Raw genomic sequence first — 13,828 nt, 5'->3', positions numbered from 1 at the left:
AAACCCCACCAAGAAAAAATAGAACCAATTGTAGAAGAAGTTTCTGAAATAAGAAAAAAATAAAGAAGCAATGTTTAATTTAAGGCAATTCTATAGAATCGATTAAATCCTTAACTTAACAGCTGTGGTAAAAAAACATTTTTCTTTTTGAATTAAAATATATAATTCTAAATAAATATCTTAACTTAATTAAAATAGTAAATACTTTTATTTTCTATCTTCTTTAACAAATTCAAGATAATTAATTATAATATTCCTTATAAGATTAGATATTGGAATTTTCATTTCATTAGCTATATTCTTTAATTCTTTATCATCTTTTTCATCAATTTTAAACGAGCGAGTAACTTTCATGATTATTAGTATGTACAAAAGACATTTATAAAGTTATGGATATAATAGCACTCTTTGTACACTACATAAATATATACTTTTCTATTTTTATTAAATTATAATAATAAGATAAAAAGTTCATAACAAAGGATAATAATTGATTTAAAGAATTTAATAGCTAGTAAATGGATTTTAATGAAAAATTAATAAATGATGAATGATTTTTAACTTGGTAAATAAATAATATACATAATTAAAGTAGATTTTAGATTCTTAAAAAATATTCACTAAAATCCAGATTAAAAAAACATAGCCATAATTTATGATTTTAAGATAATACAATAAATTACAATGTAAACCCTGTTTAATGAAAAAAGGTTAATGATTTAAGAAACAAAGAACTAGGATTGATAATTTTTAAAAATTAATAGAATATAGAATTGTATGAATAAATATAATTGAAATTTATAAAATAAATTAATATAATATATAGATAAACAATTTATTCATTCTAATTATAAAAGACAAAAGTATTTAAAAATAATGAATTACTATTAATATGCATTACAAATACCAAAAGTAAAAACATGAATATATTTCAAACTTTTGAATAAATTTTGAACAAAATCTATTTCAAGAAATAAACATTCTAAACAAAAAAAGTGCAGGTATTTTTAAATAATAAAATATAAAAACTGATTTGAATTCATATAATGAAATTTTGCAAAATCAGTGTTTAATGTTCATTTACTATTGGATTTAACAAGTTCTCGAGCAAGTGGTGTGATATTATCAGATAAAATATCTTTTAAAAACTGACCAGTATAAGTACCAGACTTTGCAACTTCTTCTGGTGTTCCTGTTGCTACGATCTGACCTCCACCATCTCCACCTTCAGGTCCAAGATCAATTATATAATCTGCAGTTTTAATAACATCTAAATTATGTTCAATAACAACAACAGAATTTCCACCGTCAGTTAATCTTCCAAGAACATGAAGTAGTCTTTTAATATCTTCAAAATGAAGCCCAGTTGTTGGTTCATCTAAAATATACAATGTTTTTCCAGTACTTTGTCTTGATAGCTCTTTAGCTAGCTTTATCCTTTGTGCTTCCCCACCAGAAAGTGTTGTTGCAGATTGACCAAGTTTAATATAACCTAGACCAACATCATATAATGTTTGTAACTTCTTCTTAATTCTCGGAATATTCTCAAAGTATTCAAGAGATTCTTCCACTGTCATTTCTAGAACCTCATAGATGTTTTTTCCTTTATATCGTATATCTAAAGTTTCATCATTGTATCGTTTTCCTTTACATACTTCACATGGAACATAAACATCTGCTAAAAAATGCATTTCGATTTTTATAATCCCATCTCCAGTACATGCTTCACATCTTCCACCTTTTACATTGAAACTAAATCTACCAGGTTTATAACCTCTTTTTTTAGCTTCTGGTGTTTCTGCAAAAAGTTCTCGAATATATGTAAAGACTCCAGTGTATGTAGCAGGATTAGAACGTGGAGTTCTGCCTATTGGTGTTTGGTTAATTACAATGATTTTATCTATGTTTTCTGCACCTTCAATTGATTTGTGATTCCCTGCAAACGTGTGTGTATGATTGATTTTAGCATTTAATCCTTTATATAATACTTCATTAATCAAACTACTTTTTCCAGAACCTGAAACACCAGTTACACATGTAAAAATCCCAAGAGGAATATCTACATTAACATTTTTGAGATTATTTGCTGCTGCTCCTTTAACTGAAATAACTTCTCCATTTGATTCTCGCCTTTTAGCTATTATAGGTATGGATTCTTTTCTTGATAAAAATTTCCCTGTGATTGAAGTAGGTGATTCCATTATTTCTTGAGGTGTTCCAGCAGCTACAACCTTTCCTCCATGTTCCCCCGCACCTGGACCAATATCAACAATATAATCTGATGATAACATTGTTTCTTCATCATGTTCTACAACAATAAGGGTGTTTCCAATGTCTCTTAGTCTTTTAAGTGTTTCAATTAGCTTTATATTGTCTCTTTGATGAAGACCTATACTTGGTTCATCAAGAATATATAGTACTCCAACAAGTCCTGAGCCAATTTGTGTTGCAAGCCTTATTCTCTGTGCCTCTCCTCCAGATAATGTTCCAGAAGACCTTGCAAGTGCAACATAATCAAGACCAACATTAACTAAGAATTTAAGCCTTTCATTAATCTCTTTTAATATTTCTTTACCTATGAATAATTCTCGTGCACTTAGGTGTAGTTCTTGGAAGAATTTATAACAATCTTTAATGGATAAATCAACAACCTCAGCTATTGATTTATCTCCAACAGTAACTGCTAAACTTTCGGGCTTAAGTCTTTTTCCCTCGCAAACATGGCATGGTCTATCACTCATGAATTTAGCAATATAGCTACGAGAGTAATTAGATTTAGTCTCTAAGTAATGTCTTTCCATTCTAGGAATTACACCTTCAAACTTTCGATTAACCTTATATGATTTATTTCTTCTTGTGAAATCAAATTGAATCTTTTCATTAGAACCATATAATACAAGATTCTGCTCTTCTTTTGTTAAATCTTTAAATGGTTTTGATGTTGAAAAATTAAAATGTCTTGCTACTGCATTTAGCATTTCGGTGTAATAGCTAGATTTTCCTTTTGATCGGCTCCATGGAAGTACTGCTCCTTCATCAATTGATAAATTCTTATCTGGAACTACTAAGTTAGGATCCATTTCCATTTTACTTCCAAGCCCCTTACATTCGGGACATGCTCCTTGTGGATTGTTAAATGAAAACATTCTAGGACTTATCTCTTCAAAATTTATTCCACACTCAACACATGCAAAATCCTCAGAATAAACTTTCTCATAGATCTCCCCATCCTTATCAAATAATACTGTAACTATTCCATCAGCAAATTTTGAAGCTGTTTCAACAGAATCAGCTAGTCTTCTCTGAAACTCAATGTCTCCTCGTGTTTTAAGCCTATCTACCACCAATTCAATTGTGTGTTTTGTATTTTTATTTATCTTAATATCTTCATCTAAATCTTTAATTTCACCATCTACGCGCACGCGGGCGAATCCCTTGTTTAACAAGTCTTTAAGCATTTTTTTATGCTCACCTTTTCTTTCTTTAACAATAGGTGCGAGAATTTGTATTTTTATATCTTCACCTTCATTAATTATGCTTTCTGCAATTTGACCTGTTGTTTGTTGGGATATTTCCCTTCCACAGACATGACAGTGAGCTATTCCCACCCTTGCAAAAAGTAACCTTAAATAATCATATATTTCTGTTATAGTTCCAACAGTAGACCGTGGATTCATTTTAGTTGTTTTCTGATCAATTGAAATAGCTGGAGATAACCCTTCAATATAATCCACTTCAGGCTTTTTCATCTGCCCTAAAAACTGACGAGCATAAGCAGATAATGATTCAACATATCTACGCTGTCCTTCAGCATAAATTGTGTCAAATGCAAGTGATGATTTACCAGACCCACTAAGCCCAGTTATAACAACAAATTTATCTCGTGGAATTGTTAAATCAATATTTTGAAGGTTATTTTCCCTTGCCCCTTTTAAAATGATTTTATCTTTACTTGTACTACTCATCTTCAACCTCTCAAGCTTTAGTAATAATCTTTTTGTAATTGTAAATATAATAATTAGGATTTAAATTTCCATTAGTATTCATGTTAAAAATAATTGAAAATAATAAAAACACTTAAAAATAGCTATTTATTAATTCTTCTTAAAATAAGTAATTTAGCTATTGACTTAAGTTAAACACTCTAAAATAAAAAACAGAATGAGTTCAGTCATATTAAACAAAATATTAATACTAATATCACTATATATCTTTGCATTAAGTTACATATATATTTTTTTGTTATATAATTAGTTAAAAGTCATATTTAAGTAAAATATACATATATTATCTGCTTTTATAAATAATTAAAGGTTATTATTAAATAGTTAAGGATTAATACTAAATAATTAATAAAATAAGTAGAATGTTGCTTTATTAACAATTTATCTTTTCTTTCTAAAATATTTACCAATATGAAAAAAAGTAGTATATATAGTTTTATATACTCAAATAAATGACTGCTTATAAAATAATATATATTTTGATATATTGTGACCAAATAGTTACATTTTTGCAATTAATATTTTAAATGGTTAGTCAAACTAACACTTACTTGAACTAATCAATTAATAAAAATATAGTTGATAATTAAGTTAAATTTAAAATATGTTATTAATTTTCTTTTTAATATTTTTATTCAGTAAGTGCAATGGCATATTAACTCATTTTAATTATCTCTTCTTTTTGACAGTCTTGCCTAAACTATATTTATTGTAATGAATTAATCTATGTTTCTCTTTTATAATGTCCATAAATTCATTATTATTGTTTTCATAATATTGAAAGCAAGCTCCTGAAATTAAATCTGCAAATTGTATTCCAATATATTTCCTAGAATCATTATGAAAAATATTACAGTTTTCTGAATAAATATTGGGGTTTTCCAGAATAAGCAAATTAAATTTATCAATATGTTTAGATGGTAAAAAATTATCCATTCTCAAAACATATTTATTATTAATGTTAATTTCACTTAATAATGTCGTGACTACATCCATATAAACATCATTTATGTTGTAATTATTCAACAGGTGAATACTTTTATAATCATGTTTATTTAAAATTATTGAGTATGCGGTAAAATCTAACTTATTTAACTTATTTAAAGCAGTTTTCTTAAATCAACAGACATGGAATAAAACTTAATTTCTTCATACCTCTTAATTTCTTTCCTGAATTTTCGATTAAGTACTTTCTTAACAATATTTTTTAATCTTTGACATTCTTTCAAAGAACTAAATCGCAATATGGAAATAACCATGAAGCCAGTTCCTTTCAAACCCAAATTACCACTTTCATCTAAAAACAGATAATCCATCATATGCCTCAAATATAACAATAAAAATATAATTATAAATATAGTTATAATTTATAATTCATAATATTTATATAGTATTAATTATATATGTAATACATGACGTTCACAGTAAGACCTCATAAACTAGAGCCGCCGTAGGTGGCCGCGCTCTTAAATGAGTAAGGTGTTTATGAGGCAATGGACAGATATCATATGCTTTTTTTACTTTCTGATTTAATGTATTAACATATAGAGTAAGTTTAATCTTTCAACTACATTGGTCATTATGTTAAAGCCCTTCTTTATATCTAATAGAATTTCAACAACATTATCAGGAAATTAGATATAATAAGAATATTATATTATCTTCTCCTCTAGCTACATAAACTAACAATGCAATGGAGAATTTCTTTGGAGCTAACATGCCAAAAAGAATGAAACGACTATATAAATCAGTAGAAGGACTCAAAAACTACTTAACAATAAGAACATATATATGGAACAGAAAAATCATAGATAAAATGAACAAAACAGGAAAAATACTAATGAATATACTAAACTGCAACAAAATATGTTCTGAAATTATCAAATAAAAGTATACTCATCCTGTGAATTCTTTACACAGGCTAAATTTTGGAATAGCTTTTGTTCAAACTTTTTTCAAAAGTTTGTTTCAAATTATTAAATATTTGATATCTCCAATAAAAAAGTATTAATCTACACAAAATATATATAAATTAGTTTTATTCATAAAATAACATTTATTTGATATACATTATTTCTTTTACCAATTTTAAGTATATTAATAGTTTTATTTTCTTCATATATCTGGAAAATTATTCTAATTTTTCTTTTTTTCTAGAACCTTTATAAAAATGTTTAAGAAGTTCAGAATTATGAGGTTTAATTTGAATTTCTGTTATTCCTTTCATAATATTATCAAATAGTTTAGTATCTTTCTTTGAAATCTTTTTAAGATACTTTAAAGTGTCTTCGTCAATTTCAACATCATAATTCGGAGTTTGATCCATATTCTTTGGCAAATTTATCAACATCCAATTTAACGAATCGTCCTCGTTCCATAATCCTATCTAATTCTGCATGGAAAAGTTTACATTCCTCAGGCATATCTTCATCTTTTTCCTCAAATTTCATTTTAACTTCATCATCATCAATATCCCATTTGATAATATTCTTTTTATTTTTTTTATTCTTTTTAATTACTTCCAAAACCTCATCTGGAATAATTAATGAATCATCTGTTAATTCACTAATAGCTATCATATATATTACCTAAATTTGTTAGTTAATAATATATTTTATATTTTTATATTAATATAATTTTTGTTTGAAGTTATGGCATTAATTTATTAGTTACTTATAGGTGTTCAATATAATTCATGAAATCCTCCATATATAATTATCATTGACAAATAATTAATAAATATATTTAATATATAAATTAATTTTTATTAAATGAAAAAATTTATATAATAGTTAATATAATATACAATATCTATAATATATTAGTCATGACGAATATAATTAATAGAGATAAACTTGTAAAAATGGTTAAAGAGATTAAATAGAGATGTGAAGGTTTTATTTATGAGACTTGAAACAGTTCAAAACAGGAGTGAACTAGACATTAATGCTCAGGAATATGTAATTAGTGGCTATGAAATTGAAAAAGAAGATTTAAAATCAATACATTTAGTTAAGAATGAATTCAATAGTAGGGTTTTTGTAGCATTGTTATTCTTCTTAATTATAGGAGGATTTATTTATTGGGCAATAAAAAATGATCAAAAAGATGAATTAATCATTAAACTAGAAAATTAATTAATAAAGATAATTATTTAATAGCTATTAATTGAATAATCTGTTTAATAAAACATGAAAGCACTTTACATGCTTAAATTATTTATTTTTTTGAAACAGGTTTTGATCAAACTTTATCTAAAAGTTTGTTTCATAGATCATTTTTTAGATATTCCTTTAATGATAATCAATTGATCTCTTAATTTCGCTGCTCTTTCAAAATCAAGCTGACTTGCTGCATCTTTCATATCTGCTTCAAGATCAGATATTAAAATGTTAAGTTCATCTTTAGGTAATTTTTTAAGGTCCATTTTATTTTTATCATATTTTTCAGTATCTTTTACTCTTTCTTTAAGTGTTCTAACTACAGTTGTTGGTTCTATATTATGCTTTTTATTATATTTAATTTGTAATTCTCTTCTTTTATTAGTTATCTCAACTGCATTTTTTACTGAATCAGTCATTACATCAGCATACATTATTACCTGACCCTCAACATTCCTTGATGCTCTTCCTATTGTTTGTATAAGAGATGTTTCTGATCTTAAGAATCCTTCTTTATCAGCATCAAGTATTCCAACAAGAGAAACTTCTGGAAGATCTAAACCCTCTCTAAGTAGATTAACTCCAACTAAACAGTCAAAATCTCCTCGTCTAAGATCATCGATGATTTCTATCCTTTCTAATGTATCGATTTCAGAGTGTAAGTATCTTACTTTAACACCTATTTTAGCATAATAATCAGTTAAATCCTCAGACATTCGTTTTGTAAGTGCTGTTACAAGAGTTCTTTGATTATTTTCTGTTCTTTTTCTAACTTCTCCCAAGAGGTCATCTACTTGACCTTTTACTGGTCTAAGAATTACTTTAGGATCTACAAGTCCTGTTGGTCTTATAATCTGCTCAACAACATTCATACTTCTTGTTATTTCATAATTTCCAGGGGTTGCTGAAACATATAACACTTGATTTACAGATTTTTCAAATTCATCAAACCTAAATGGTCTGTTTTCTTTTGCTGAAGGTAATCTAAAACCATGATCAACTAATGTTTCCTTCCTTGCTCTATCTCCATTGTACATTCCCCTAATTTGTGGAACTGTCACATGAGACTCATCTATAATTGTTAAAAAATCTTTTGGAAAATATTTAAGTAATGTATATGGCATTTCTCCCCATTGCCTATCTGATAAATGCATTGAATAATTTTCAACACCTGGACAATATCCCATTTCACTTAACATCTCAACATCATATTTTGTTCTTTGTTCTAATCTTTGAGATTCCACAAGTTTATTTTGAGCATTTAACTCCCTCAGGCGAGAGTCCAATTCCATATTTATATCTTTAATAGATTGTTTAAGTTTATCTTCAGCTATTACAAAATGCTTTGCAGGATAGATAAATGTTCTTTCAAGTTTTTCAAGTTTTTTCCCCGTGAGTTTATCCATAATAGCTATTGAGTCAATTTCATCTCCAAATAGCTCAATTCTCACTGGATTTTCACCATGAACTGGATTTATTTCAATAACATCTCCTCGTACTCTAAATTGTCCTCTTCCAAATTCTATATCATTCCTTTCAAACTGCATATGTATTAATCGTGCCAGAATTTCTTCCCGTTCAATATTATCTCCCACTTGAAGGAAAAGTTTAAATTCTCCATAATCATCAGGTGATCCTATACCGTAAATGCATGAAACACTTGATACTACAATAACATCGTCACGAGATAAAAGAGACTGTGTAGCAGAATGTCTCATCATATCTATCTCTTCATTTATTGAAGCTTCCTTATCAATAAATGTATCTGTTCTTGGAACATATGCTTCAGGTTGATAATAATCATAATAACTAACAAAGTATTCCACAGCATTATCTGGAAAAAACTCCTTAAACTCCTCATACAATTGAGCAGCCAATGTTTTATTATGCGAAATAATCAATGTAGGCTTCTGAACCTGATCAATAACATTAGCCATAGTAAATGTCTTACCAGACCCAGTCACTCCCAGTAATGTTTGCTCATGAAATCCCTTGTTTATACCTCCAACTAATGATTTAATAGCTTTTGGCTGATCCCCTAAAGGTTTGTAACTTGAATTTAATTTGAATTTTTTCATAAATGTTCTCTCTTGCTTAAATTAGAATTTATTTAATATCCATTTAATTAGATGTTTATTATTTAAATGTTATATTAATATATATATAATACTTGTTATTTAGTAATTATTGTATGTAAATATTTAGTAAGGAACCTTAATATATTCAAAATAATACTATTTTTTAAATTAATATTACTAAATTAGTAAGGAACCTTGTTAATTTAAATTATGAAATTAAATTTAGTAAGGAACCTTAATAAAATATTTTTTAAAATAACTCGTTCTTCTTTTCTTATTAAGAATGACATATAAATTATTGTTTATATATACACTATTATTATTGATATTATAAATAATATATTTAATATTCGAAACATTATTGGAATAATAATTAATAAATTAAAATATATGAATGATTAATGTTTGTATTTCAATTCCATATTGGTCTGATTTTAACCTTAGAAGAGTCTCCTGGGCTATATGTTAATAGCTATTTCAATTCCATATTGGTCTGATTTTAACCCGACACTATACATAGGGATGTGCCTAAAACGTTTCAATTTCAATTCCATATTGGTCTGATTTTAACTGTGCAGTTATATAATGGCCTAGATTCATTAATAGAATTTCAATTCCATATTGGTCTGATTTTAACTAGGGGGGGTGTTTGTTTGTGTGATAACTGGGTTTATTTCAATTCCATATTGGTCTGATTTTAACTCATATACCTATCATATACCACATAGCTATAATAGATTTCAATTCCATATTGGTCTGATTTTAACATGGGCCTGAACAACCTTATATGAGACCTGCCATAAATTTCAATTCCATATTGGTCTGATTTTAACAAGGGCTAGATAGTCTAGTTGAAGCCATTGAAATGTAATTTCAATTCCATATTGGTCTGATTTTAACAATGTTAATATACTGGATAGCTATCTGGAACACGTATTTCAATTCCATATTGGTCTGATTTTAACCCTCTTAAACTTGTTTGTGCATTCTTTGTTAATTCGTATTTCAATTCCATATTGGTCTGATTTTAACAAATATTGGATAAAATGGCTTTATGTTATGGTGTGATTTCAATTCCATATTGGTCTGATTTTAACTGATATGCTAATAGTAATCTACCAGTACCAGCTGAATTTCAATTCCATATTGGTCTGATTTTAACCACTATACATAGGGATGTGCCTAAAACGTTTCAATTTCAATTCCATATTGGTCTGATTTTAACCTCTAATAATTCTAATATAAAACCCTCGCTGTCGTTTATTTCAATTCCATATTGGTCTGATTTTAACACAAAGGACTTTCTGTTTCAAGTTTGTATGGGTTTATTTCAATTCCATATTGGTCTGATTTTAACAGGAAACTCTAATGAGTAGTGTTCTTAATAAGATAACATTTCAATTCCATATTGGTCTGATTTTAACTATAACAGCTTATATAGTAAATCAGTTAATGAGAGATTTCAATTCCATATTGGTCTGATTTTAACTAAATTTAATTGTTGGAACTCCAAGAGCTATTAATATTTCAATTCCATATTGGTCTGATTTTAACCATTAATCCGTTTTCTATTTCATTTGCTAGGTTTATATTTCAATTCCATATTGGTCTGATTTTAACATGCTCAGTTATTAGTACAAGAAATAAATGAGTATTATTTCAATTCCATATTGGTCTGATTTTAACCTAAACACTCGGTTTAATATATTAACTGCTTGTATTTCAATTCCATATTGGTCTGATTTTAACTAAATTATTAGGTCCAACAACAATTAAACTTTCAGCATTTCAATTCCATATTGGTCTGATTTTAACATCTTGTTATCATATAAGAGGTTATACCTTTCCATTTCAATTCCATATTGGTCTGATTTTAACCAGGTATGGAAGCATTAAAGTTAGCTGATAGATTATTTCAATTCCATATTGGTCTGATTTTAACAAGTAATATCAAAGATGTTATGGTATCCTAATGTTAATAAAGATTTCAATTCCATATTGGTCTGATTTTAACTTTATCTGTAATCAAAACATTAGATTCATACTTAAAATTTCAATTCCATATTGGTCTGATTTTAACTGTCGAGGAACTTAACTTTATAAACGACACAATATTATTTCAATTCCATATTGGTCTGATTTTAACGGTGCCAATTTAGATGATTATCCTGAGATATTTGAATATTTCAATTCCATATTGGTCTGATTTTAACCATCATCTTTATATAGACAATCAGTTAATGAGAGATTTCAATTCCATATTGGTCTGATTTTAACTAAATTTAATTGTTGGAACTCCAAGAGCTATTAATATTTCAATTCCATATTGGTCTGATTTTAACCATTAATCCGTTTTCTATTTCATTTGCTAGGTTTATATTTCAATTCCATATTGGTCTGATTTTAACATGCTCAGTTATTAGTACAAGAAATAAATGAGTATTATTTCAATTCCATATTGGTCTGATTTTAACCTAAACACTCGGTTTAATATATTAACTGCTTGTATTTCAATTCCATATTGGTCTGATTTTAACTAAATTATTAGGTCCAACAACAATTAAACTTTCAGCATTTCAATTCCATATTGGTCTGATTTTAACATCTTGTTATCATATAAGAGGTTATACCTTTCCATTTCAATTCCATATTGGTCTGATTTTAACCAGGTATGGAAGCATTAAAGTTAGCTGATAGATTATTTCAATTCCATATTGGTCTGATTTTAACAAGTAATATCAAAGATGTTATGGTATCCTAATGTTAATAAAGATTTCAATTCCATATTGGTCTGATTTTAACAAGAGAGTTTGAAGGAAAACGGTGATACATTAGGATTTCAATTCCATATTGGTCTGATTTTAACCTAAATTCCAAGGTAGTAAGTTATATGCTGAGGATTATTTCAATTCCATATTGGTCTGATTTTAACGATATGAAGCTATCTATGAGAGATATGCTTGCTTTATTTCAATTCCATATTGGTCTGATTTTAACACAGCGATAAAATATCTTAATGAAGCTATTGAAGAATTTCAATTCCATATTGGTCTGATTTTAACAATTATAAAGAAAAAATTATAGATCCTATGAAAAGTATTTCAATTCCATATTGGTCTGATTTTAACACCAACGTATGATGAGCGGTACCAGGTCTTTACAATTTCAATTCCATATTGGTCTGATTTTAACTATGCTAAAAATGTAAATAATGTGTTTATAAGATTTCAATTCCATATTGGTCTGATTTTAACCCTAAAATAGGTACTTTAGAGCTAAAGGAAAAAACATTTCAATTCCATATTGGTCTGATTTTAACGGGTGTTTGATGAGAAATGCTATAAGCTTGTTTTCATTTCAATTCCATATTGGTCTGATTTTAACTAGAGAAGATAGACGGGGTTGATTATAATGAATTTGAATTTCAATTCCATATTGGTCTGATTTTAACACAAGAAGTTAGAATAAAAGAAGGCATCCCCTATTATTTCAATTCCATATTGGTCTGATTTTAACTCTGAGACAACAACACCGTCTCTTAGGTTTTCAACGATTTCAATTCCATATTGGTCTGATTTTAACGTTAGTTTGAACTCACATGTTAGAATAAAAGGATAGGATTTCAATTCCATATTGGTCTGATTTTAACTATTAGGCATTTCTATATCAAATGAATTACTATTAATTTCAATTCCATATTGGTCTGATTTTAACTAAAAAAGCGGGAGCGGAAACATTACCTGCTCAAATATTTCAATTCCATATTGGTCTGATTTTAACACGTGTGTCATACGCAGCTTATGTTGAATATGGTATATTTCAATTCCATATTGGTCTGATTTTAACCGTTTAGAGTGTCTGTTGAGCAATTAAAAGCTGCATTTCAATTCCATATTGGTCTGATTTTAACTATTATGATATATCAAATAGGTTAACATGCCTTCATTTCAATTCCATATTGGTCTGATTTTAACTTAAGAAGGATATTGAAAATATAGTTAGTAGGAGTCTATTTCAATTCCATATTGGTCTGATTTTAACTATGAAAAACAAGACTTAGACACTTTAAATGAAAAATTTCAATTCCATATTGGTCTGATTTTAACAATAAGTATAAAGACCACACTAACATCATAATAGCATTTCAATTCCATATTGGTCTGATTTTAACAATAAGTATAAAGACCACACTAACATCATAATAGCATTTCAATTCCATATTGGTCTGATTTTAACTCCATAAGTTTTTAAGGAAAAACTTAACTAAAAAAGATTTCAATTCCATATTGGTCTGATTTTAACCCAAGTAGTCGGGATGATGGAAACAATATCAAGAGCATTTCAATTCCATATTGGTCTGATTTTAACCACAAAGTAAAGAGCTCAGGGAACTGGAAAACAAAATTTCAATTCCATATTGGTCTGATTTTAACCATCATATGAGTGATTTGTTCTTACTTGGCTGTGCAATAATTAATTTTTCAGTTGATGGATGACAGTGAATTTTCTTAGTTGTGGTTAGATTGTAAATTATTTTTTGTAGTTTTTTTTATTTGTTGTCTATGTTTTTCATTGAATATCTATT

9 protein-coding genes and 1 CRISPR repeat array are annotated in these 13,828 nt (G+C 27.5%); of the genes, 2 read left to right on the top strand and 7 right to left on the bottom strand.

Going from position 1 to position 13,828, the window contains the following annotated elements:
* Positions 1-207: 207 nt before the first annotated feature.
* The 4 genes from MBFIL_RS10320 to MBFIL_RS08205 form a co-directional block, all read right to left on the bottom strand.
* On the bottom strand, positions 208-354 hold the full coding sequence (locus MBFIL_RS10320) for a ribbon-helix-helix domain-containing protein (RefSeq protein ID WP_084266360.1): 147 nt from the start codon (positions 352-354) through the stop codon (positions 208-210).
* Positions 355-1,076: 722 nt separating this feature from the next.
* Positions 1,077-3,965: an excinuclease ABC subunit UvrA gene (gene uvrA, locus MBFIL_RS08215; protein WP_066973426.1), complete on the bottom strand. Its 2,889-nt coding sequence runs from the start codon at positions 3,963-3,965 to the stop codon at positions 1,077-1,079.
* Positions 3,966-4,673: 708 nt separating this feature from the next.
* Entirely contained in the window at positions 4,674-5,000 is a 327-nt protein-coding gene (locus tag MBFIL_RS08210; RefSeq protein WP_066973425.1) for a DUF3800 domain-containing protein, read from the bottom strand.
* Positions 5,001-5,104: 104 nt separating this feature from the next.
* On the bottom strand, positions 5,105-5,287 hold the full coding sequence (locus MBFIL_RS08205) for a hypothetical protein (RefSeq protein ID WP_157078735.1): 183 nt from the start codon (positions 5,285-5,287) through the stop codon (positions 5,105-5,107).
* 434 nt (positions 5,288-5,721) lie between these two features.
* Here MBFIL_RS08205 and MBFIL_RS10665 point away from each other — a divergent pair, with 434 nt between their 5' ends.
* Positions 5,722-5,892 (top strand): hypothetical protein, encoded by a 171-nt coding sequence (locus MBFIL_RS10665; RefSeq protein ID WP_157078734.1) that lies wholly within the window; start codon positions 5,722-5,724, stop codon positions 5,890-5,892.
* Between the two features lie 243 nt (positions 5,893-6,135).
* Here MBFIL_RS10665 and MBFIL_RS08200 read toward each other — a convergent pair whose 3' ends face one another.
* Together MBFIL_RS08200 and MBFIL_RS08195 are read right to left on the bottom strand one after the other, a co-directional pair.
* Positions 6,136-6,342, bottom strand: a complete 207-nt coding sequence (locus tag MBFIL_RS08200; RefSeq protein ID WP_157078733.1) for a hypothetical protein — start codon at positions 6,340-6,342, stop codon at positions 6,136-6,138.
* The gene (locus tag MBFIL_RS08195) at positions 6,308-6,583 is read right to left on the bottom strand and encodes a hypothetical protein (protein ID WP_066973419.1); all 276 of its coding nucleotides are present in this window, start codon (positions 6,581-6,583) and stop codon (positions 6,308-6,310) included. Before MBFIL_RS08195 ends, MBFIL_RS08200 begins: the two co-directional genes overlap by 35 nt.
* 324 nt (positions 6,584-6,907) lie before the next feature.
* Here MBFIL_RS08195 and MBFIL_RS08190 point away from each other — a divergent pair, with 324 nt between their 5' ends.
* Complete coding sequence (locus MBFIL_RS08190) at positions 6,908-7,141, top strand: hypothetical protein (protein WP_066973417.1); 234 nt, start codon at positions 6,908-6,910, stop codon at positions 7,139-7,141.
* 137 nt (positions 7,142-7,278) lie between these two features.
* Here the strand turns inward: MBFIL_RS08190 and uvrB are convergent, their stop codons facing one another.
* On the bottom strand, positions 7,279-9,243 hold the full coding sequence (gene uvrB, locus MBFIL_RS08185) for an excinuclease ABC subunit UvrB (RefSeq protein ID WP_066973415.1): 1,965 nt from the start codon (positions 9,241-9,243) through the stop codon (positions 7,279-7,281).
* A 409-nt stretch (positions 9,244-9,652) separates the two neighbouring features.
* A CRISPR array of direct repeats spans positions 9,653-13,676; the repeat unit is 30 nt; unit sequence ATTTCAATTCCATATTGGTCTGATTTTAAC.
* Positions 13,677-13,828 lie beyond the last annotated feature (152 nt).

It is taken from the genome of Methanobrevibacter filiformis (genome assembly GCF_001639265.1).
GTDB lineage: Archaea > Methanobacteriota > Methanobacteria > Methanobacteriales > Methanobacteriaceae > Methanacia > Methanacia filiformis.
Note: the sequence above shows the minus strand (reverse complement) of the source record. Positions and strands in the feature narration are given on the sequence as shown.

Bases quoted from the DNA above. Each gene is read 5' to 3' on its own strand.
- MBFIL_RS10320 (WP_084266360.1), bottom strand. From the start codon at position 354: ATGAAAGTTACTCGCTCGTTTAAAATTGATGAAAAAGATGATAAAGAA.
- uvrA (WP_066973426.1), bottom strand. From the start codon at position 3,965: ATGAGTAGTACAAGTAAAGATAAAATCATTTTAAAAGGGGCAAGGGAA.
- MBFIL_RS08210 (WP_066973425.1), bottom strand. From the start codon at position 5,000: ATGGATGTAGTCACGACATTATTAAGTGAAATTAACATTAATAATAAA.
- MBFIL_RS10665 (WP_157078734.1), top strand. From the start codon at position 5,722: ATGCCAAAAAGAATGAAACGACTATATAAATCAGTAGAAGGACTCAAA.
- MBFIL_RS08195 (WP_066973419.1), bottom strand. From the start codon at position 6,583: ATGATAGCTATTAGTGAATTAACAGATGATTCATTAATTATTCCAGAT.
- MBFIL_RS08190 (WP_066973417.1), top strand. From the start codon at position 6,908: ATGAGACTTGAAACAGTTCAAAACAGGAGTGAACTAGACATTAATGCT.
- uvrB (WP_066973415.1), bottom strand. From the start codon at position 9,243: ATGAAAAAATTCAAATTAAATTCAAGTTACAAACCTTTAGGGGATCAG.